Origin of the sequence: Streptomyces sp. NPDC059743, from assembly GCF_042732975.1 — a bacterium.
Taxonomy (GTDB): Bacteria; Actinomycetota; Actinomycetes; order Streptomycetales; family Streptomycetaceae; genus Streptomyces.
In genome coordinates this window covers 230796-250627 of the sequence record NZ_JBHWGS010000009.1, presented here as the reverse complement: position 1 = coordinate 250627, position 19832 = coordinate 230796, and the positions used below count along the sequence as shown (strand labels likewise).

Below are 19832 nucleotides of genomic sequence, written 5' to 3'. Positions count from 1 at the left end.
AGACTGACATGAAAGGCCGCTGACCGGGCGGGCGACGGTACGGGTACTTATCTGCGGGTACGTACGGGTACTCACCCGCGGGTACGGAGGCGCAGAACGGCGTCCGTCTCGTGAACACCGTCGGCCCGCAAGGTCACAGTGGCGTCCAGCGGGATGCGCCCACGCAGGCAGGCGTAAACCAGCGAGGCGGGAAGCCCGGCGTCCAGGGCCGGGCCGGTGATGGACACCTCGACCACACGTCCGTCGCGAATGCCCACGAGGTAACCGGCTCCTGCCACCGCGGTTCCCGCGAGATAACTGCCGGGATAGCGGTCGAGTACCTCCCGGATCCAGCGCAGTGCCGCCACCGAGGTGGGAGCGGCCTGGCGCCGCAGCAACACGGAGGAACTCTCGCTGACCCGGGCGTCCCGCTCATGGTCGTCGGCAGCGAGATGAATGAACTCCCCAGGAGCTTCGTCGGAGCTCTCCCCGTCGCTGACAGCGGACGGGCAGCGGTGAGCGGTGACCACCGCGCGTCCGTCCGTAAACTCCACGGACGTTCTCACCAGCCAGGACGTGACCTCGGCGACCGGCAGATCCGGCCGTGGCAGCGAAAGCACCGGCGGCGGGGTCCCGCCCGGTTCGGTCAGACCGAGCAGACCGTAGACGGTGGTCCGCAGCCGGGCCAGGGCGTGGCCGGGACGGGAGAAGGCTCCGGCCACGATGTCGGCGAAGCGGTCGGGTGTGTGCGTGTCCAGGGCCGTCTCGATCTGCCGTCGTACATCAGCGCGAGGATCGAGACGCGGTGCCGCACGGCCGAGCCGCGCCATGGCCGTTCCGGGCACCGCGTCGCTGCCGAAGGCGCCGAGCAGGATCGGCTTGCCGAGCGCGGCACCGTAGAGCGTCACCGAGCCGTGGTCGCCGATCACGCAGTCGGCCGCCACCAGGGCGGCCCGCCAGGTGTTCACGGGTGGCATCAGCAGCAGACCCGCGTCCATGGCGTCGGCCAGGAGCGTGCGGATCTGCCAAGCTCCGTGCCCCGCCCAGACGTTGGGATGGATGACCGCTGCCAGACGGTAGCCGTCGTACGGCAACGCCGCCAGCAGTCGCGCGGGCAGCCCTGGGTCCCGCCCCAGGAGGGAAGTAGGGCCCCAGGTCGAGCTGAGCACGACGAGCCGCTGTCCGCGGGCCAGGCCCAACGCCTCGCGATAGACCCTGGCGTGGGACGCGCTCGCCCGTAGCTCGTCGAGAACCGGATCCCCGATCAGCACGGTTCGGCCGGCAGTCTCGGGGCGTGCTGTGATCAGCTGCTTTTCCTGATCGGGATGCGAGACCGCCAGCCATGCGCGCCCCGAATCCAGCAGCGTGTCCGGCACGAGACCGGAGAGACGTACACCCTCCGCGCGCGAGTCCGGCACCATCTTCTGGAAGCCGATGCCGTGCGGAAGCACCAGCACCGGCCAGTCGCCCGGCGGCACGTCGATGTTCTCGCTGGCTGAGATCAGCAGATCGGGCGATACGTCGGCCAGTTGTGTCCACGGCAGGATCCGGCAGCCGGCGTCCTTGAGGAGATCAAGAACCCCCGCGCTGAACGCGGAGGTGGAGTCGTACGCGAACACCACCGTGACCCGGCTGTCGCCGCGGACGACAGCCGGCAGCGTTTCCAGCAGACGTACGGTGGAGGTGACGGTGCGGGCGGCAACCGCGACGGTCCTCGTGCCTTGGAAAGTGCGCCACCGCTCGGCGTCGCGGCCCACGGGTACGCGAAGCGGTGGACGCGCGCTACTAGCCACAGCTGCCTCGGCTACTCCGCATGCCTACCGGATCGCAACCGTCGGTAACGCGAGGACAAGCATCCTCGCGGATCGCGGATCGCGGATCGCGGATCGCGGATCGCGGATCGCGGATCGCGGATCGCGGATCGCGGATCGCGGATCGCGGATCGCGGATCGCGGCAATCATCTGTAGCGGATAGCAAGCCGCGATTCAACCTTTCAACTATCTGGTAGTGGCACCCTCCACGGTATCGCTCGGTGTACTGGGCTGGGAACGGGCCGCTGGTGGAAGCGACGCGGACCGTCCGCGGGCCGCGCCGGTCGACTGCCTCGGCACACTCGACGTCACGGGCGCTGTTGCCGGCTGAGGAGGGTGTCCTGCCAGCTCAGGGGAGCATGGCCGGTGATCTCCTCTACGTCGTGGCTGACCCGGTCGTATCTGTTCGCCGCGTGCAGTCGCGCCATCGTGGCGATGTGATTGTGCAGATGATCCGGGAGACCCAGGGCTCGCAGCTCGTTGTTCTCCCACTCCTCGAACGGCACATCCGTATAGGTGATGGTCCGCCCCAGAGCGAGCGACCATTCCGCGGCGATCTCCGTCAGGTCCCGGGACGCGCCGCCCGTGAGCTCGTACACATGCCGTGTTCGGCCCGTGGGCCGGGACAGCAGAGCGGCGACCGTCTCCGCCACATCCTGGGCGGCGACAGGTGAGGTCCGGCCGTCGCCGAAAGGGAGACGGATGCTGTCGTACTCCGCCACGGAGGCGGCGGCCACGGTGGTGAAGAGCGGATTCTCCATCATCACGGTCGGCCGGACATGGGTCACCGGAAGGCCCGACCAGTCGAAGATCTGCTCGGCGAGCCAGTGCTGGCGTTGCTGGTCGGATTCGGCGGTGCTCGCCAGGCTCATCTGCGAGACGGTCATCTGGGACATGTCGAGAAGGAGATCCAGGCCTCCGTACTCGCGCGCGGCGGCTGCCGTTGTCACCGCCGCCTCCAGATATCTCGGTGAGACGCTCAGGGAGAAGAACGCGCGCTCGCAGCCGTCGAGAGCGGTGAGCACATCGCGGGCACGCGTCAGATCCCCTACGACGACTTCGGCCCCGGTGCGCCGCAACGCGTCGGCCCGCTCATCCTCCCGATGGACCAGCGCGCGAACGGATCTTTTCTGCTCACGGAGGAGCTCCACCACCCGGCGCCCTACGGCGCCCACGGCACCGGCCGCACCGGTCACCAGGAACTTCGCTTCGCTGTCCATGAGTACCGCCTCTCAAGGTGTCCCTCAAGGTGTCCGGGTCAGTGTGCCCCCGCGAGGTCCGTGAGGGCGTCGAGCCGCGTCGGTGTCCAGCCGAGTTCCTTGCGTGCGCGGGCGCCCGTGAACCGCTGGTCGAGTGCGAACGCCTCGGCGATCGGGCCCATTCGGGCCTCCGCCTCCTCCAGGGAGAGGGCAGTGATGTGTCCGGCACGGCCGACGCCCTGGGCCACGGCTTGGGCGATCCGGGACAGCGGGATGTTCTGGTCGCTCACACCGGCGTAGACCGATCCGGCGGGCGCGCTCAGGGCCAGGACGTACAGTTCCGCCACGTCGTCGACATGGATGAGTGCCCAGTGGTTGTGGCCGTCGCCGATGGAGAGAACCATGCCTTCGTCACGCCCCGGGTCGACGAGGAATTGCTTGATGAGGCCTTCTCCGTGGCCGTAGACGAGTCCTGGCATCACCACGACGGGCCGGCTTCCGTCGGAGGCCCTGGCCAGTACTTGTTCTTCGTTCCTGAGCCGCCAGGAAGTGAGCTGTGGCGGATTCAGCGGCGCGTTCTCGTCCGCGACACCATTCGTATTTCCGTAGACCCATACACCACCGGTGTGTACGTACGTTCCGCGCCCTCCCAGACCGTCCAGCAGCGCCTGTGACGCCGCGGAGTCGACGGCGGCGGTGTCGGCGCCGTAGTGCTGTCCGAGATGGATGACACCGTCCGCCTCGCCTGCCGCCGCGCGCAGTGTTCCGGTGTCCGTGAGCCCGCCCATGACCGGAGTGGCGCCCAGAGTTTCGACGGAATGCGCGGACCGGTCACTGCGTGCCAAGGCCGTTACCTCGAAGCCCTGTCGGATCAGCGCTTTGACGGTGGCTTTGCCCACATAGCCGGAGCCGCCCGTGATGAATACCTTCATGGGAATCGGAATCCTTTGTCGGTCGAGTACCGGCCGGGTATCGGCGGGTATCGGTCGGGTCGAATCTCTTACGTATTCGACTGTGCCGGGATACCCGCAGCGCCGTCCAAGACCTGATCCGGCGTCTGTGATACCTCCGGGGCATCAGGGCTGCGTGGCGACCTCACCGCTTGCCCGGACTCGGCCGGCCGAGTCGACGGCGATCCCGGTGAACTCCTCGACCAGTCCATGGTGACGACCGCTTGCCCAGGCCAGACAGACATGGCTCGGAGGAATGTCGTCCACCGGGACGTAGCCGATGTCCGGGCGGGTGTAGAACATCGCGGCGGACAGCGGCAGTACGACGACGCCGCGCCGAGCGGCGACATGTTCGAGTTTCTCCTCGGTCGTATGGATCAAGGGCTGACTCCGCCGTTCCCGGCCGCCCCGGGCCGCGACCATGTCACGCCATTCCGGGACCGCGTCAGGATTCTGGAGCAAATGCTCATCCACGAGATCCGCGATGCCGACGCTCTCCTTGCCGGCCAGCCGGTGGTCGCCCGGCAGTACGACGACCCGCTGTTCGGTCAGCAGCGGTACGGTCTCCAGCCCGGCCGGATCGATCGGCATCCGAACGTAACTGACGTCCACGCGACCGTCCCGTACGGCATCGGCCTGGTCCTCCCAGCTTGTGCGCACCACCTCGATGTCGAGGCCGGGATGACGGCCGGCCAGCGTCCGTACGGCGTCCGTCACGATCAGGCCGGGCATGAACCCGACGGTGAACGTATCGGCGACACGCGCGGCCCGCACGGCTCTGCGCCGCATCGCCGCGGCGCTCGCCAGCAGCGGACGGGCATCGGCGAGCAACTGCTCGCCGGCCGAGGTCAGTTCCGTACTGCGCCGGTCACGGCGGAACAACTGGACCTTGAGCTCGCTCTCCAGCGCCTTGATCTGACGCGAGAGCACAGGCTGAGCGATATGCAGTTCCTCGGCCGCACGGCCGAAGTGCAACTGTTCCGCGACGGCGACGAAATAGCGGATCTTCCGCAGGTCGACGTCCATGCGCGCCTCCACTCAACAGTGATACCTCCAAGGTATCACCGGGCTCCCTCGGCGGCGTGGTCGCACGGGCCCGACGGCTCCGACGAGCAGCGGGCCGTCCCGCCCGCCATGCTGAGAGTCCCGGCCGGGGAGCGGGCACGGTCATGGCGAGGGCGACGGTGCCCGGGCAAGCAGGAGGTCGTCAGCAGGTCGCCGGCAGGTCATCAGGAGGTTCGTCATGAGTATGAAGGTGTGGTTCATCACCGGTGCTTCCCGTGGATTCGGGCTGGAGATCGCGCGGAAGGTCCTCGACGGCGGAGACGCGGTCGTCGCGACCGCCCGCGCTCCACGGACCGTCCATGACGCGCTGCCGACGGGCGGCGACCGGCTGCTGGCCGTGCCGCTCGATGTCACGGTCGAGCAGCAGGCGCGGCAGGCCGCCGACGCCGCCGTGGAGCGCTTCGGCCGGATCGACGTCCTCGTCAACAACGCGGGACGCGGGCTGCTGGGAGCGGTCGAGGAGGCGTCGGCGGACGAGGTGAGGGCGGTCTTCGAGACCAATGTCTTCGGTCTGCTGGCCGTCACCCGCGCCGTACTGCCGGTGATGCGCCGACAGCGCGCCGGCCGGATCATCAACATTAGCTCGGTCGGCGGCTTCGCCGCGGGGAGCGGCTGGGGCGTGTACGCCGGGACGAAGTTCGCCGTCGAGGGCCTGAGCGAGTCCCTGCGCGCCGAACTGCTGCCTCTCGGGATCCTCACGACGGTTGTCGAGCCGGGCGTCTTCAGCACGGACTTCCTCGACCCCACCTCGCTGCACCGCGTGGAACAGGTCATCCCCGACTACGCCGATACGGTGGGCCGTACCCGCCGGTGGGCGGAGGAGAGCAACCACGCCCAGGAAGGCGACCCGGTCAAGGCCGCCGAGGCCATCGTGACCCTCGCCGCCATGGCCGACCCGCCGAGCCGGCTCCAGTTGGGAGCCGACTCCGTCGAACGGGTCCAGGCCAAACTGGATCTGGTCGCCGAGGAACTCACCCAGTGGCGCGAACTGGCCCTGTCGACGGCCCACAACGGCGGCGCGGGGCGCTAGGGCGCCTCCGTGCTAGTGGTAGGCGTGGACCACGGCGTGGCCCTTGCCGCGGGAGATCAACCACCGGTTGACCGGTACGGTGAGGACGAAGGCGACGGCGAGTGAGAAGGCCAGGGCGCTCCAGAAGAGAGCGCTGGTCAGGCCCGCGTGCAGGGCGCCGGGGACGGTGAGCATCACGGTGTTGTCGATGATCTCCATGACGGCGATGGAGACGGTGTCCGCGGCGAGCGCGACCTTGAGCGCCTGACGCACGGGCAGTCCGGCGGCGAGGACGCCTCGTATGGTCAGCGCGTAACCGAAGACGAACGCCAGGGCGATGGCCAGGGCGACGGTCGCGCCGTTGGACAGGCCGGCCGCCGTACCGATGACCATGCCCAGGACCTCGCCGATGGCGCAGCCGGTGAGGCAGTGGAGTGTGGCCCGGGCGGCGATACGCCAACCGGCGCCCGCGCCGGAGCCGTTGGAACCACCGTGGCCGGAGTGCTCGCCGTGCCCACTCCGCCCACTCTGCTCGCTGTGCGCGGAGTGCGTCTGCGGGTCTTGCGCGTGGTGCGTGTGGTGGTGGTCCATGGCGAAACCCTCCGTCGGATGTGATCTGCCGTTCTCGTTCTCCCATCCGAACGATATACCCCCCAGGGGTATTCCAAAGGCTGCGCCGGCCGGGGAACCGGGGACCGCGCCTCGGGCGCGGCCCCCGGCCGGGACCTCGTTCCGCCGGTCCCGGGACTGTCGCCGGCTAGCTGTCGAGAAGCCCGTTCATGCGGGTGATCTCGGCGCTCTGGGAGGTGACGATGCGGCCGGCCAGGTCCTTGGCGGCCTGGTTGGCGCCCTGGGACTGCTCGGTCTTGGCCATGGTGACGGCGCCTTCGTGGTGCTTGGCCATCAGCTTCAGGAAGGCGGTGTCGAATGCCGCGCCGGACGCGTTCTCCAGCGTGGACATGTCGTCCTCGCTCATCATTCCGGACATGGTGTGTGCGGAGTGGTCCGTGTCGTCGGCCGGCACCTGCTCGCCCCAGCCCTTGAGCCAGCCGGACAGCGTCTTGATCTCCGGGTCCTGTGCCTTCTTGATCTCGGAGGCGAGCGTCATGACCTCCGCCGAGGAGGCTCGGGTGGTGGCCAGATCGGCCATTTCGATCGCCTGCCGGTGGTGCGGGATCATGCCCTGCGCGAATGCCGTGTCGGCGGCGTTGTGGGCCGCGTCCGCCGTCGGTGCCGACACCGATGGTGAGGCCGAGGAGGAGGACGATCCGTTGCCGTGGCCGGAGTGTCCGGAGCGTGCCGTGGAACCGTCGTCGTTGCCGCCGCATGCGGCGAGTGCCAGCGCAGCGCCGACCACGGCCACGGCGGTCGCGGTCCTGCGGGCGAGATGGAGAGCGAGAGGGCGAGCGGGACAACGAGCGGAATGACGGAATGAGGTCATGGTGAAGCGACTCCTGTGCGAAGAAGAGGGATGAGGGCATGCCACGAGTGGCCGATGGCCCGAGGTATGGGCTCGGCCGCGGGGCAGGCCTATATGCGCAGGAGTTGCAGTTCGCTCAGGGACGGCGGAGCCCGGTCGTCCGGCGCCGCCCCCGGTGTCCGCTGCGATGTGGTCGCCGGATCGGCGAGGCCGGAGGGCAAGGTCGAGCCGGTCAGGGCGGACAGCGCGGGCCCGGTACTCGTACCGGCCGCCGCGCAGGTGCGGTCCGCGTGATCGAGATGGCCGCCGCCCCCATGGTCCGGATGCGCGCAGTCCCGCGCTCCGGCCGGCATGACATGGGCGGACGTCGGCGTGCTGTGCGCGGCGGTCGCCGTCATGGCGACCGGTGCCAGACCGTGCATCGCCAGCACTCCGGCCACCAACGCCAGCACCAGCAGCGGAAGACCCCGTACCCGCCAGGGCCGGTTCGCGCCATGCGCTGGCCATCTCATGTGCTCATCGTAAACACCGCACAGCTGACCATGTGATCTGGGATAACCCGGGCGAGTCCGATCACTGCGGGCGCGCACTGCTTCTCTCCCTCGACAGCAGCCACAGCAGATAGATCCCGCCGAGGGCGCCGGTGACCAGGCCCACCGGGATCTGGAACGGAGAGAGCAGCCGCTGGGCCAGCAGATCGGCCGTGGCGAGGAGGAGCGCTCCGGTGACCATGGCCGGTCCGATCGGAGCACCGGGCGACCGCGTGACTCTGCGGGCGAGTTGAGGCGCCGCCAGCGCGAGAAAGCCGATGGGGCCCGCGACGGCGATGGCCGTGCCGGCCAGGGCGACACCGAGCAGCAGTCCGACCGCGCGGACCCGCGCGACGTTCACGCCGAGCGCGCCCGCCGTGTCGTCCCCCATCTCCATCAGCCGCAGCGGTCTGCCGACGGCCAGGGCCGCCACCGCGAGCACCGGCAGGGCGAGGGCCAGCGGTGTGACCTGCGGCCAGGAGACGGCGTTGAGGCTGCCGAACGTCCAGGCCTTGGCGCTCTCCGCCGACTCCAGATCGGCCCGGGTGATGAGGTAGTCGTTGACCGACGCGAGCATGGCGCCGACAGCGATACCGGCAAGTACCAGCCGGTTGCCGGAGACTCCGCGCGTGGCGGTGAATCCGTACACGGCCGCCGCCGTGACCAGACCGCCGAGCACCGAGCCCGCGCCGACCCCGATCCCCGCCGTGCCGCCGCCCGCGAGGATGACGACGAGTGCGCCGCTGGTGGAGCCGGTGGTGAACCCGATGACGTCCGGACTGCCGAGCGGATTGCGCGACAGACTCTGGAACAGCGCACCGGACAGTCCGAGCGCCGCCCCGACCAGCAGTGCGGCACAGACGCGCGGCAGCCGCTGGCCGACGACGATGAACCGGTCGGTGCCGGAGCCGCCTCCCATGAGTACGTCGAGGATCTGGCCCGTACCGATCCGGTAGGTACCGGTGAACATGGTCACCGCCCACACCGCCGCGCAGGCCAGCACCAGTACGGCCATGACGGCGGCGGTCCGCCCCGAGTAACGGAGCGCGAGTCCGCCCGGGAGCCGCAGTACCCGGGTCGGGGCGGCGGCGGTGCCCTGCGTGGCGGTGCTCAGCGTGGCGGTGTGACGAGTACGGGTGCGACGAGTGGCCGAGCGACGGGAAGCCGGGCCGTCCGGGGCCTTCGCGGTGTTCATGGTGTTCACGAGGAGACCGCCCTCCGACGGACGACGAGCCACAGCAGCGCGGGAGCGCCGACGAACGCGGTGACGATACCGACCTCGATCTCGCCCGGCGGAGCGATCACCCGTCCCGCGATATCACTGACTAGGAGCAGGATGGCACCGCCCGGCAGGGCGAAGGCCAGCAGCCGACGCAGATCGGGCCCCAGGATCAGCCGCAGAACATGCGGAACGACCAGTCCGACGAAGCCGATCGGTCCCGCGGCGGCCGTCGAGGCGCCGCACAGCAGCATGATCGAGAGAAATCCGGCCGCACGGACCCAGGACACCCGGAGCCCGAGCGCCGCGCCGGTCTCGTCGCCCAGCGCGAGGGCGTTCAGGGACGGGCCGAGCGCGAGCGCGATCAGCGTTCCGACGGCGACGAACGGGACGGCCGCGGTCAGCGCCTCCGTACCGCGGTTCTCCAGCGCGCCCACCACCCAGAACCGGTACGAGTCGAACGCGTCCGTGTTGAACATGGTGAGGATGCCCGTACAGGCGCCCAGACTCGCCGACAGCGCCGCTCCCGCCAGTACGAGCCGGGTGTGCTGGTGGCTACGGGACGCGCCGGAGGTGAGCGTATAGACGAGCAGGGCGGCCAGCACGGCCCCGGCGAAGGCGAACCAGACGTAGCCGGAGACGCTGGTGATGTGGAACCCGGCGATCGCGACCACCACCGCGAAGGAGGCACCGGAGTTGACTCCCACGATGCCCGGCTCGGCCAGCGGATTACGGGTGATGGCCTGCATGACGACACCGGCCAGCGCGAGCGCCGCGCCGACGACGACCGCCAGGACGGTACGAGGCATCCGCAGCCGCCGGACGATGATGGCCTCCGGGCTTCCGTCGTCATGCAGCAGGACGCGCCACACGGTCTCCAGAGGGATGCTCCGCGCGCCAACTCCCAGGCTGACCAGGACGAGCAGCAGTACGACACCGAGACAGACCACGAGCGCGACGAACAGCCGCCCGCGCCGCAGCCCGCGTTTCCGTGGACCGGCGGCCCGTGCGTCATCGGGCTTCCGCTCGCCGTCCGGCGGCTTCCGGGCCGCGGAGCGCGTACCTCCGGATGTGTGATCTATTGCATCACTGTCATACCTACTCATCGACACTTAGGGAAGCCTAAGCTAAGCGATCGTGTACCGCTTCCGTGATCTTCATCTCAGTCTCCATCTCACCCGTGTCGTCAGCGGGTTCGCCGTAGCCGGCGCCCTGCTGCTCAGCGGCTGTTCCGCCGACTCGGCCGACTCCGCCACCGCCGCGTCGGCCGACAAGGGCACCGCCGCGCCCTCGGCCGCCTCCACCCACACCGCGCCACGCGCCGTGCCCAAGGGCATGGGAAGCGGCAAACCGGACGGTGAATTCCCGCGTACGGTCGGCCACTTCGAGGGCAGGACCACCATCGGGGCCGAGCCCAGGAAGGTCGTGGTCATCTCCACCGGCCAGGCCGACGCGCTGCTCACGCTCGGTACCGTGCCGGTCGGCTCGACCCGGGGCGACGGCGCGGACCTCGTACCCGGCTATCTGATCAAGGACTTCCCGCAGCACGCGGCCCAGTTGGCGAAGGTCGCCGATGTGGGCTCGCGGGTGGATCCCGATCTGGAGACCATCGCCAACATCAAGCCCGATCTGATCCTGATGAACATCGCCGGCAAGAACGCCAAGGGCCTCTACACCGCGCTGAGCGAGCTGGCGCCCACCATCGCCACCCAGGGCACCGGGCTCTACTGGAAGCAGGACTTCCTGCTCGTCGCCGACGGGCTGGGCAGGACCGAGCGGGCGCAGTCGTTCCTGGACGAGTTCCACGCCGACGCCGTCGCACTGGGCAAGGCGGTCGGCAAGCCGGTCACGGTGTCCTTCCTACGGCTCAACGGAGACCGTCTGCGGGTCTTCGGTGTGCCCTCGTTCACCGGCAGCATCGCCGAGGACGCGGCGCTCGGCCGGCCCGAGAGCCAGCGCTTCGACGAGACGTCGGAGGACATCAGCAACGAGCAGCTCGACCGGGCCGACGCCGACTGGCTGTTCTACGGAGTCCAGGGCGCCGGATCCAAAACCTCGGCGCTCACCGGCGCACCGCTGTGGCCGACGCTGTCCGCCGTCGTCGGGAAGACCGCGATCCCGGTCGACGACGACGCCTTCTATCTCAACACCGGCCCCACGGCGGCGCGTGACGTGCTCGCCGTACTGAAGGAGCATCTGGTCCCGAAGGGCTGACGAAGCGCTGACAAACGCTGAGCAGCGGTCCGTACCGCGGTCCGTACCGCCGTGGCGGTGCGGACCGCTGCTCCATCAGGCCGTCAGCCCACGAAGATCTCCACGACGGACCAGACGGCGAGGCCCAGCATGCACAGCCCGCCGATGCGCTGGACGGTCCTGAGGGGGACACGCGTGGCGATGAAACGGCCCGCGAGCAGCGCCAGCGCGGAGACCGACATCAGCGCGGCGGCCGAACCGATCGCGGTCGACCAGGTGCCGTTACTGGCGGCGAGATTGGCGGTGGTGATCTGCGTCAGATCGCCCCACTCGCTGATGAACACGGCCATGAAGGCGGTCGAGTAGACCGGCCAGAACCCGGTGACGGTCTTCGTCCCGGCCTTCTCGTCCTCGTCGCCGCCTCCACCGCGCAGCAGCATGAAGGCACCGAACGCGAACAGCAGCGCGGAGACGAGCTTGACGGTCCAGCCGGGAAGCAGCCCGATCAGACTGCCCGCCCCGACGGCGATGGCGACATGGACGAGGAACGCCGTCGATGTGCCGAACCAGACATAGAGCGGACGCATACGCGTACCCATGGCCAGGGACGCGAACATGGTTTTGTCGGGGAGCTCCGCAAGGAAGATCAGCCCGAAGGCGGTGACGATCGCCAGGGGGTCGAGAGACATTCCGGGTGGCTTTCTCTGAGGGCCGGACCCGGGTCTTCGCGAAGCGCCGTGAGGAGCAGGAGGACCACTCGGCCCGGCACGACGGTGCACCCGCGGGACACGGGTACGTCAATGCCTGACCGAAGGTCTCGCCCACCCGCCGAGACGGGCCCGGCCACCGGGAACCCTGGGGTTCCAGTGTGTCGACGACCGGTTCGCGGGGCTACTCCCCTTCGCGGTCACCCAGACTACCCCACCCCCGGAAGAGTGATCGAAGCCGGTACGGCAGCGGGCCGCCAGGCCTGCCGCGCGCCGCCTCCACCACGCGCGTACAGCCGCTTTCGCCCACGCGCGTACGGCCCGCCTCCATCGCGCGCGTACGGCAGACGCCGCCGTGGCCGTACTCCGGACGGCCCTGCCCGGTGGCCCGGTATCCGGGTCTGTCGTGTAGTGGGTGCTGTGGCCGCGATCTGGCGGTCGGAGTGCTGCCCCTGGGGCGGCCGGATCTGAGGAGCCTTCATGAGGAGCAACACCAGGACAGCCAGCGCCGTGGCAGCCGCCGTGCTGTGCGCCGCGGCGCTCGTCGGATGCTCGGACAACGGCGACAGCGGTTCCGAGTCCCGGGCCGAGGCACCTGCGGACTTCGCGGCGGCCCCGACCACCCCGTCCGGAACAGTGAGCCCGTCGGTGAACCCGTCCGACGAGGTGGGCACGATCTCCGCCAAGAAGGGGCCGCTCGGAACGATCCTGGTGGACGACAAGGGCCGTACGCTCTACCTCTTCGAGGCCGACAAGACCAAGGAGTCGACCTGCAAGGACGGCTGCGCCAAGGAATGGCCTCCCGGACTCGAGACCTCCGGCGCTTCGCCCAAGGCCGGCACGGGCGGTGTGAAGGCGAACCTGCTCTCCACCACGACCCGCAGCGACGGCACCAAGCAGGTCACGTACAACAACCACCCGCTGTACCGGTTCGAGGGCGACAAGAAGCCCGGCGAGACCAACGGCCAGGGCCTGACCGCCTTCGGCGCCAAGTGGTACGTCGTCGACACCGCGGGCAAGGCGATCACCACGCCGGTCTCCAGCACCAGTCCCAGCGCGAGTGCCAGCGAGAGCCCCAGTGAGGGCGCCAGCCCCGGTACCACCTCCAGCGACTACTGACCGCCGTCCATGGGCCCGACGGCTCGGAGAAGCCATGCCACTCCCGCACGGCACCGGCCGGACACCCCTGGCCGTGATACTTGCCGCCGTCTGCGTGACCGCCCTGGTCGGCTGTTCCCACAGCAGCGGCGGCGGCAAGCCGGCCGGTTCCACCAGGCCTTCCCCGGGCTCGGCCGCCCCGTCCGGCGGTGGACAGGACCAGGTCACCATCGACAACTTCACCTTCATGCCCGCCGCCCTCACCGTGGCACCGGGCGCGAGGATCACCGTGACCAACAAGGACGACACCGCGCACACCGTGACCGCGACCGCCGGTAAGGCCTTCGACACGGGAACCGTCGACGCGGGCAGGACGGTCACCTTCACCGCTCCCGCCAAGGCCGGTGTGTACCCGTACATCTGCACCATCCACCCCTTCATGAAGGGCACGCTCACGGTGCGCTGACTCCGCCACCGACGCCCTCATCGATCATCACCACCCACCACCCGCAGCCCGGACAGGCCTGGCCCCCGCCGGCCACACATGGCGTGGAGGGCGGGGGCGCGTAGGTCAGGAGCCGTCGGCGCGCCTCAGTGCCGGGAGCCGCGCTTGCCGCCGAAGTCCTGGCCGGTCCCGCCGGTCCCGCCGGTCCGACCGGTCTGGTCGGTGTCGTACTCGATCTGCTCCTTGCGGACGTCGGCCGAGACCTCCTTCTGCTCGGTCACCTTCTCCGTCTCCATACGCACACGCTCGACGGGAATGGTCTCCTTGCTGATCACCGGCTGCTCGGCGTGCAGGGTCACCTCGGTCTGGGCCTCGCTGATGGGGGAGCGGCCCATACGGGAACGGTCCTCGGGCGCGATCGCCTCATGGATGACACGGACCTCCTCATGGCTGAGAGGCACGGACGTGGTCACGCTCTCGGTCACGACGACCTTGCGCAGCCGCGCATGGCCCACCTCGTGCTCCTCGGTGCTGATGTGGAGCTGCTCCTCGGACCGGATGAGTTCCTCGCCCTGCGCCTCCTTGCCCTCGGCCGACTCGGCTCCGCGCATCCCCGCCATCGGCCGTCCCTGGCCTCCCGCGGCGGCCGGCGCGGGCTCCGCGGGCATGCCGGCACCGGCGGACACACCGGGGCGCGCGCCCGTACCCATGCCCGGGCCGGAGACCGTACCGGCCTCCGCGCCGGTCCCCGTCCGCGTCCCCGCCGTCGCGGCCGGAGTACCCGCGCTCTCGGCCATGCCGAGACCGGAACCCGTGGTGGCCAGGCCGTAGTGCTCGTAGAGCTGCTTCTCCTGGCCCGGGTCGAGATGCTCGTCGGCCGCGAGACGCGGTGCCTCCTTGACGGCCTCCTTGGCGTAAGGGACATGGATGTCCTCCCCGGCGCGACGGGCGCCGGTGAGCGGGACGAGGCTCTCGTTCATACCGAACAGACCGGTCTTCACGGTCACCCACTCCGGGCGGCCCGTACGGTCGCCCACATAGACCTGGCCGACGTTGCCGATCTTGTCGCCGTCCTTGTCGTACACGGGCAGCCCCGTGAGCCTGCTGGGGTCGTTGAACACGCCATCGGCTGACATCAGCGATCACTCCTCGCGTGGGGGAAGCGCGTCTGCGGGATTGGCCCCTCACGGTCAGGCGCGCACGACTCCATCGCGCCTCCGTCCGGCACCGGTGGCAACCGGGGGAGACCTGGGGCTACACGCCGTTTCGGTCCCGTCCGCCGTCCGAGCAGCGGTCACGGTGGATGGTGCCCGGTTCCCGATATCCGCCATTCGGGTGAATATTAGGTAATTGATCCGGGTTATTCCGGGCAGCGGACGTGCACCGGACGAGAGCGCCGGACGAGAGGTACGGATTCGTGAGGTACGGAGTTTCGTGAGGTACGGAGTACGGAGAGCGCGAACATGGCTGTGAAACGTATCGGTCTCGTCGTCCACCACGGCCGGGCCGAGGCCGTCGAGGCGGCCCGCGCCGTCTACACCTGGTGCGACGCGCGCGGCATCCCCTACAAGGAGATCGATGTCTGGAAGGCGCACGAACCGCGCCACGACAGCCAGGAGGAGGCGTTCTCGGCGGGCAACCCCGACCTCGTCGTCACTCTCGGCGGCGACGGGACCTTTCTGCGTGGTGCGCGGATCGCGGCCGAGAACGGCGCCGCCGTGCTCGGAGTCGATCTGGGCCGCGTCGGCTTTCTGACGGAGGTCCCGGCCGACAAGGTCACCCGCGCGCTGGACGCCGTCCACGAAGGGCGGGCCGCGGTCGAGGAGCGGATGACGCTCACCATGCGGGCCTCGCGCGCGCTGGAGATGCCGTCGGGTGTGGAGGCGCTGCTCCGCTACGGACGTGGTCCGGCGCTGCCGCCGCCGCATGTCCGGCCCGACACCACGGAGGGCGAGGGCTGGGGCGTGGCGCTGGACATCGTCGCCGTCAACGATGTCGTCCTGGAGAAGCTCGCCCGGGACCGGCAGGTCAATCTCGGGATCTATATCGCGGGCCGGCTCCTCGCCTCGTACTCCGCGGACGGTGTCATCGTGGCCACTCCCACCGGCTCGACCGCGTACAGCTTCGCGGCCGGCGGTCCGGTGCTCTCACCGCACATGGACGCCGTGGTCTTCACGCCGGTCGCACCGCACATGACCTTCGACCGTACGGTCGTGGCCGCTCCCGACGAGCCGGTGGCGGTACGGGTCCTGCCGCATTCCGGGGAGGCGGCGCTGAGCATCGACGGCCAGCTCCGCGGAGTGCTGGATCCGGGGGACTGGGTCGGTGTGTACGGTGCCCAGTACCGGCTGCGGCTGATCCGGCTGGGGCCCACCGACTTCTACACCAGGCTGCGCGACCGCTTCCGGCTCGCCGACGCGCCCGCCACCGCTCCCGACGGGGAGTCCGCACCGCTCTTCCGGCCCGACAGCCCGGTTCCGGCGGATCTGGCCCATCTACGGCTGCCGCCGCCTCCGTCGCGCTCCTGAGCCGCCCGTTCCGGAGGTGCGACCGGACCTGGTCTCGCCGACAACTGAGACGCTCTGGACAAAAATAGTTGTCGGTGGATACGGTGGAGCCATGTTGGACGTGACCGTGATCGAGGACGCGGCGGCGGCAGCCGTCTCGCTGGATCCTATGAGGGCCCGGCTGCTCGCCGAGCTGGCCGCAGGACCCGCGTCGGCGACGATGCTGGCCGGGCGTGTCGGGCTGCCCAGGCAGAAGGTCAACTACCACCTGAAGGCGCTGGAGCGGCACGGACTGGTCGAGCTGGCCGGTGAGCGCAGGAAGGGCAATGTCACCGAGCGGCTGATGCGGGCCACGGCGGCCTCGTACGTCATCTCGCCGCTCGCCCTGGCCGCGGTGCAGCCCGATCCGGGCCGCTTCCGCGACCAGCTCTCCGCGCGCTGGCTGCTGGCGGTCGCGGCGCGGCTCGTACGGGACGTGGGCGCGCTGATCACCGGAGCGACGAAGGCCCGCAAGGGACTGGCGACCTATGCGCTCGACGGCGAGGTGCGCTTCGGCTCGGCGGCCGACCGCGCCGCGTTCGTGGAGGAGCTGACGCGTGGCGTCGGCGCGCTGATCGCCAAGTACCACGACGAGCACGCCGAGTCCGGCCGCGACCACCGGATCGTCGTGGCGCTCCATCCCACCGTCAAACCGGCCGCCTCCGTGACAGCGGAAGGCTCTGTGACAGTGGGTGGCGGCGCGCCGCCGGACGGCGCCGCGCCGGTGACCACCGGCCCGGCCTCCATCGAAGAGGCGTCATGAGAGAGCCGGGCCCTGTCCTCGTCGTCCCGTCCGAGTCACTTCGGTAGCGAGCATTCAGCACAACGTCTACGCGCACCGGCGCGCCTGAGGAGTCACCACATCATGTCCAAGGAATTCGAGATCGTCCGCGAGTTCGAGGTCGACGCGAGCCCCGAGCAGGTCTGGGAAGCGATCACCACGGGTACGGGGGCCTGGCTGTGGCCCATGGAGTACGAAGGCCGTGAGGGCGGCGCGGCACCGCACGGCGGCACCATCACCGCATGGGAACCGCAGCGCCGGCTGACCGCCCGGACCGAGAACGTGGAGGGCATCGACCAGCAGACGCTGAACCAGCTCGACCATCGCATCGAGCCCCGTGAGGGCGGCGGTTCCTGGGTGCGCTACGTACACAGCGGGATCCTCGTCGACGACTGGGACAACCAGTACGACGGTGCCAACAAGCACACCGACTTCTATCTGCACACCCTGCGCCAGTATCTGCTGCACTTCGCCGGACGGCCCGTCACGTTCGCGACCACCAACGGTCCCGCGGCCTCCAACGCGCCCGGCGCGTTCGAGGTGGCGAGCCGAGGTCTTGGACTGCCGGACGACGCGGCCGAGGGCGCCACCGTACGCGTCGAGCTGCCCGCAGTGGGCGCCGTGGACGCCGTCCTCGACTACCGCAATCCGTACTTCGTCGGGCTGCGCACCGAAACGGCGATGTACCGGCTCTTCGGCAGGAACCACTTCGGCGCGCCGGTCGGCATCAGCGTGCACGACTTCGCTCCGGACGCCGACGCCAAGCGGATCGAGGGCGCGTGGCAGAACTGGATCGACGGAGTCTTCGCGTAGGCCCTGTCCGCCCTGTCTACGGGTCGGGGCGCGGGTACGCCGAAGACGCGCCGAAGCGGTACGGGATGAGGGCGTCGCGGCCGGGAGAGACGGCATGATCGAGGCGCTGCTCCAGGCCCGGGCCCCTGGGGCCCTGACCGAACGGGAGCGACACCCATGGCCACACGCGCGGCACTGTTCGATGTCGACGGAACACTTGTCGACACCAACCACCTCCATGTGACGTCCTGGTGGGAGGCGTTCCGCCAGGCCGGTCACACGGTGCCGATGTCCGGGATCCACCACTCGATCGGACTGGGCGCCGGCGAACTCATCGCGCATCTGCTCGGCGACGAGCGGGACCGCGATCAGGACGCCGTGATCAGCGCCGCGCACACCACGCTGTACGCGACCTACTTCGACCGGCTGCCGGCCCTGGAGGGCGCGGGTGATCTGCTGCGGTCACTGGACGACCGCGGCTGGCGCGTCGTACTCGCCACCTCGGCCGGAGAGGCCGAACTGACCGCGCTGCGTCGTGCGCTCGACGCCGACGAGGTCATCACGGCCGCGGTCGGTTCGAACGGCGCCGCCGTGGGCAAGCCCGCGCCCGATCCGGTGCACCGGGCGCTGGAACTGGCCGGGACGTCCGCCGAGCGCGCGGTGTTCGTCGGGGACACCGTCTGGGACATGGAGGCGGCGTCGAGAGCCGGTGTCCGCGCCGTCGCCCTGCTGTCGGGCGGTATTCCGCGTACCGCGCTGGAGTCCGCGGGCGCCACGGCGGTCTACGAGGACCCGACCGCGCTGCTGGCCCGTCTCGACACGAGCCTGTTCGCGGATCTCGACGGCCGCTGAGCGGCGCGCGAGCCGGTGCGGCTGTCCCGGCCCGTGGCCGCTCTCACTCCCGGGACCCGGCCTCGCGGGACCCGGCCTCCTGCGGTCCGGCCTCCCCGGACCGTGCCTCCCGGGACGGCGCCTCCCGGGACGGCGCCTCCCGGGTCCGTGTCCACTCCCGTAGCTGCTCGGCCGTCCAGGTGTTGACGATCCGTTCCGCCGGTACGCCGCACTCCTCCGCCCGCGCACATCCGAGGAGCTGCCAGTCGAGCTGTCCCGGCGCGTGGGCGTCCGTGTCGACGGCGAAGAAGACTCCGGCCGCGACCGCCTCGCGCAGCAGCCGACGTGGCGGGTCGAGCCGTTCCGGGCGGCTGTTGATCTCCACCGCCGTACCGGATTCGGCGCAGGCGGCGAACACCGCCTCCGCGTCGAACTCCGACTCGGGCCTGCCGCCCTCGCGCCGGTCCCGGCGGCCCGTTCCCCGGCGCGCCGTCAGCAGACGTCCGGTGCAGTGCCCGAGGACATCGGTGAGCGGATCGCGTACGGCCGTGATCATCCGGGCGGTCATCGGAGCGGAGTCCATCCGGAGCTTCGAGTGCATCGACGCGACCACCAGATCGAGCCGGTCGAGCAGCTCCCGCTCCTGGTCCTGCGAACCGTCCGGCAGGATGTCGCACTCGATCCCGGTGAGCAGCCGGAACGGCGCCCACCGCTCGTTCAGCTCCGTGATCACATCGAGCTGTTCGCGCAACCGTTCGGCCGTCAGACCTCGGGCGACGGTGAGCCTGGGGGAGTGGTCCGTGAGCACGGCCCACTCATGGCCGATCGCCGCGGACGTCCGTCCCATCGCCTCGATGGAGCTGCCGCCGTCCGACCAGTCCGAGTGAAGATGGCAGTCGCCGCGCAGCGCGGCGCGCAGAGCCTGCCCGTGGTCGGCGAGCGGCGCTCCGGCCTCCCGCTCCAGCCGTGCCAGATAGCCGGGGACGGCACCCGCGACCGCCTCCTCGACGACCTGTGCCGTCTTGGGTCCGATGCCCGGCACCCGGCCCAGCGTGCCGGCCGCGGCGCGCCGTGCGACCTCGTCGGGAGACATGCCCGCCACCGCCTCGGCGGCGGTACGGAACGCCCGTACCCGATAGGTCTCGGCCAGTGAGCGTTCCAGCAGAAAGGCGATCCTGTCGAGAGCCTCCACCGGATCCATGGCGCCCCCAGCGTGTCGGTCGCGTCCCGCCCATTGTCCGCGCCCTTCCGGCGCC

20 protein-coding genes are annotated in these 19832 nt (G+C 70.1%); 8 read left to right on the top strand and 12 right to left on the bottom strand.

All coding sequences use genetic code 11. The annotated features are described in order from the left end of the window. Positions 1-71: 71 nt before the first annotated feature. From ACFV6H_RS18185 to ACFV6H_RS18170, 4 genes are all read right to left on the bottom strand, one after another. On the bottom strand, positions 72-1736 hold the full coding sequence (locus ACFV6H_RS18185; protein WP_385542873.1) for a hypothetical protein: 1665 nt from the start codon (positions 1734-1736) through the stop codon (positions 72-74). A 363-nt stretch (positions 1737-2099) separates the two neighbouring features. Next, positions 2100-3011 carry an NAD(P)H-binding protein gene (locus ACFV6H_RS18180; RefSeq protein WP_385542870.1) on the bottom strand — a complete coding sequence of 304 codons (912 nt, stop codon included), beginning with the start codon at positions 3009-3011 and terminating at the stop codon, positions 2100-2102. Positions 3012-3049: 38 nt separating this feature from the next. Beyond that, positions 3050-3922 (bottom strand): NAD-dependent epimerase/dehydratase family protein, encoded by an 873-nt coding sequence (locus tag ACFV6H_RS18175; protein ID WP_385542867.1) that lies wholly within the window; start codon positions 3920-3922, stop codon positions 3050-3052. Between the two features lie 144 nt (positions 3923-4066). Then, positions 4067-4966: a LysR family transcriptional regulator gene (locus ACFV6H_RS18170; protein ID WP_385542864.1), complete on the bottom strand. Its 900-nt coding sequence runs from the start codon at positions 4964-4966 to the stop codon at positions 4067-4069. A 223-nt stretch (positions 4967-5189) separates the two neighbouring features. Here ACFV6H_RS18170 and ACFV6H_RS18165 point away from each other — a divergent pair, with 223 nt between their 5' ends. After that, positions 5190-6035 carry an oxidoreductase gene (locus ACFV6H_RS18165; RefSeq protein ID WP_384987622.1) on the top strand — a complete coding sequence of 282 codons (846 nt, stop codon included), beginning with the start codon at positions 5190-5192 and terminating at the stop codon, positions 6033-6035. A gap of 12 nt (positions 6036-6047) precedes the next feature. On the opposite strand, the gene ACFV6H_RS18160 is transcribed toward ACFV6H_RS18165, so the two are convergent. The 5 genes from ACFV6H_RS18160 to ACFV6H_RS18140 all read right to left on the bottom strand — a co-directional run bounded on the left by ACFV6H_RS18160 (position 6048) and on the right by ACFV6H_RS18140 (position 10289). Beyond that, complete coding sequence (locus ACFV6H_RS18160; protein WP_385542861.1) at positions 6048-6605, bottom strand: DUF4396 domain-containing protein; 558 nt, start codon at positions 6603-6605, stop codon at positions 6048-6050. A gap of 166 nt (positions 6606-6771) precedes the next feature. Next, positions 6772-7455 (bottom strand): DUF305 domain-containing protein, encoded by a 684-nt coding sequence (locus ACFV6H_RS18155; RefSeq protein WP_385542858.1) that lies wholly within the window; start codon positions 7453-7455, stop codon positions 6772-6774. Positions 7456-7544: 89 nt separating this feature from the next. Continuing rightward, on the bottom strand, positions 7545-7946 hold the full coding sequence (locus ACFV6H_RS18150; RefSeq protein WP_385542855.1) for a DUF6153 family protein: 402 nt from the start codon (positions 7944-7946) through the stop codon (positions 7545-7547). Between the two features lie 61 nt (positions 7947-8007). Then, the gene (locus ACFV6H_RS18145; protein WP_385542852.1) at positions 8008-9159 is read right to left on the bottom strand and encodes a FecCD family ABC transporter permease; all 1152 of its coding nucleotides are present in this window, start codon (positions 9157-9159) and stop codon (positions 8008-8010) included. Positions 9160-9164: 5 nt separating this feature from the next. Further along, positions 9165-10289, bottom strand: a complete 1125-nt coding sequence (locus ACFV6H_RS18140; protein WP_385542849.1) for a FecCD family ABC transporter permease — start codon at positions 10287-10289, stop codon at positions 9165-9167. Between the two features lie 31 nt (positions 10290-10320). On the opposite strand from ACFV6H_RS18140, the gene ACFV6H_RS18135 reads away from it, so the two are divergent. Beyond that, positions 10321-11397, top strand: coding sequence for an ABC transporter substrate-binding protein (locus ACFV6H_RS18135; RefSeq protein WP_385542846.1), 1077 nt, complete (start codon positions 10321-10323; stop codon positions 11395-11397). An 83-nt stretch (positions 11398-11480) separates the two neighbouring features. Here the strand turns inward: ACFV6H_RS18135 and ACFV6H_RS18130 are convergent, their stop codons facing one another. Continuing rightward, positions 11481-12065: a TMEM165/GDT1 family protein gene (locus ACFV6H_RS18130; protein ID WP_093598146.1), complete on the bottom strand. Its 585-nt coding sequence runs from the start codon at positions 12063-12065 to the stop codon at positions 11481-11483. Positions 12066-12563: 498 nt separating this feature from the next. On the opposite strand from ACFV6H_RS18130, the gene ACFV6H_RS18125 reads away from it, so the two are divergent. Both ACFV6H_RS18125 and ACFV6H_RS18120 read left to right on the top strand, forming a co-directional pair. Beyond that, positions 12564-13202, top strand: a complete 639-nt coding sequence (locus ACFV6H_RS18125) for a hypothetical protein (RefSeq protein ID WP_384984238.1) — start codon at positions 12564-12566, stop codon at positions 13200-13202. Positions 13203-13236: 34 nt separating this feature from the next. After that, positions 13237-13647 (top strand): cupredoxin domain-containing protein, encoded by a 411-nt coding sequence (locus ACFV6H_RS18120; protein WP_385542842.1) that lies wholly within the window; start codon positions 13237-13239, stop codon positions 13645-13647. A gap of 125 nt (positions 13648-13772) precedes the next feature. Here ACFV6H_RS18120 and ACFV6H_RS18115 read toward each other — a convergent pair whose 3' ends face one another. After that, entirely contained in the window at positions 13773-14762 is a 990-nt protein-coding gene (locus tag ACFV6H_RS18115; protein WP_385542839.1) for a DUF2382 domain-containing protein, read from the bottom strand. A gap of 327 nt (positions 14763-15089) precedes the next feature. On the opposite strand from ACFV6H_RS18115, the gene ACFV6H_RS18110 reads away from it, so the two are divergent. The 4 genes from ACFV6H_RS18110 (at position 15090) to ACFV6H_RS18095 (ending at position 18597) form a co-directional block, all read left to right on the top strand. Next, positions 15090-16154 carry an NAD(+)/NADH kinase gene (locus ACFV6H_RS18110; protein ID WP_385542836.1) on the top strand — a complete coding sequence of 355 codons (1065 nt, stop codon included), beginning with the start codon at positions 15090-15092 and terminating at the stop codon, positions 16152-16154. A gap of 91 nt (positions 16155-16245) precedes the next feature. Further along, the gene (locus ACFV6H_RS18105; protein WP_385542833.1) at positions 16246-16935 is read left to right on the top strand and encodes an ArsR/SmtB family transcription factor; all 690 of its coding nucleotides are present in this window, start codon (positions 16246-16248) and stop codon (positions 16933-16935) included. A gap of 102 nt (positions 16936-17037) precedes the next feature. Continuing rightward, positions 17038-17766, top strand: a complete 729-nt coding sequence (locus ACFV6H_RS18100; RefSeq protein WP_385542830.1) for an SRPBCC domain-containing protein — start codon at positions 17038-17040, stop codon at positions 17764-17766. A gap of 156 nt (positions 17767-17922) precedes the next feature. After that, positions 17923-18597 carry an HAD family hydrolase gene (locus ACFV6H_RS18095; RefSeq protein ID WP_385542828.1) on the top strand — a complete coding sequence of 225 codons (675 nt, stop codon included), beginning with the start codon at positions 17923-17925 and terminating at the stop codon, positions 18595-18597. A gap of 43 nt (positions 18598-18640) precedes the next feature. Here the strand turns inward: ACFV6H_RS18095 and ACFV6H_RS18090 are convergent, their stop codons facing one another. Next, complete coding sequence (locus ACFV6H_RS18090; protein WP_385542825.1) at positions 18641-19777, bottom strand: PHP domain-containing protein; 1137 nt, start codon at positions 19775-19777, stop codon at positions 18641-18643. Positions 19778-19832: the final 55 nt, after the last annotated feature.

Bases quoted from the DNA above. Each gene is read 5' to 3' on its own strand.
- ACFV6H_RS18180 (WP_385542870.1), bottom strand. From the start codon at position 3,011: ATGGACAGCGAAGCGAAGTTCCTGGTGACCGGTGCGGCCGGTGCCGTG.
- ACFV6H_RS18175 (WP_385542867.1), bottom strand. From the start codon at position 3,922: ATGAAGGTATTCATCACGGGCGGCTCCGGCTATGTGGGCAAAGCCACC.
- ACFV6H_RS18170 (WP_385542864.1), bottom strand. From the start codon at position 4,966: ATGGACGTCGACCTGCGGAAGATCCGCTATTTCGTCGCCGTCGCGGAA.
- ACFV6H_RS18165 (WP_384987622.1), top strand. From the start codon at position 5,190: ATGAAGGTGTGGTTCATCACCGGTGCTTCCCGTGGATTCGGGCTGGAG.
- ACFV6H_RS18160 (WP_385542861.1), bottom strand. From the start codon at position 6,605: ATGGACCACCACCACACGCACCACGCGCAAGACCCGCAGACGCACTCC.
- ACFV6H_RS18155 (WP_385542858.1), bottom strand. From the start codon at position 7,455: ATGACCTCATTCCGTCATTCCGCTCGTTGTCCCGCTCGCCCTCTCGCT.
- ACFV6H_RS18150 (WP_385542855.1), bottom strand. From the start codon at position 7,946: ATGAGATGGCCAGCGCATGGCGCGAACCGGCCCTGGCGGGTACGGGGT.
- ACFV6H_RS18145 (WP_385542852.1), bottom strand. From the start codon at position 9,159: ATGAACACCGCGAAGGCCCCGGACGGCCCGGCTTCCCGTCGCTCGGCC.
- ACFV6H_RS18140 (WP_385542849.1), bottom strand. From the start codon at position 10,289: ATGAGTAGGTATGACAGTGATGCAATAGATCACACATCCGGAGGTACG.
- ACFV6H_RS18130 (WP_093598146.1), bottom strand. From the start codon at position 12,065: ATGTCTCTCGACCCCCTGGCGATCGTCACCGCCTTCGGGCTGATCTTC.
- ACFV6H_RS18125 (WP_384984238.1), top strand. From the start codon at position 12,564: ATGAGGAGCAACACCAGGACAGCCAGCGCCGTGGCAGCCGCCGTGCTG.
- ACFV6H_RS18120 (WP_385542842.1), top strand. From the start codon at position 13,237: ATGCCACTCCCGCACGGCACCGGCCGGACACCCCTGGCCGTGATACTT.
- ACFV6H_RS18115 (WP_385542839.1), bottom strand. From the start codon at position 14,762: ATGTCAGCCGATGGCGTGTTCAACGACCCCAGCAGGCTCACGGGGCTG.
- ACFV6H_RS18110 (WP_385542836.1), top strand. From the start codon at position 15,090: ATGGCTGTGAAACGTATCGGTCTCGTCGTCCACCACGGCCGGGCCGAG.
- ACFV6H_RS18105 (WP_385542833.1), top strand. From the start codon at position 16,246: ATGTTGGACGTGACCGTGATCGAGGACGCGGCGGCGGCAGCCGTCTCG.
- ACFV6H_RS18100 (WP_385542830.1), top strand. From the start codon at position 17,038: ATGTCCAAGGAATTCGAGATCGTCCGCGAGTTCGAGGTCGACGCGAGC.
- ACFV6H_RS18095 (WP_385542828.1), top strand. From the start codon at position 17,923: ATGGCCACACGCGCGGCACTGTTCGATGTCGACGGAACACTTGTCGAC.
- ACFV6H_RS18090 (WP_385542825.1), bottom strand. From the start codon at position 19,777: ATGGATCCGGTGGAGGCTCTCGACAGGATCGCCTTTCTGCTGGAACGC.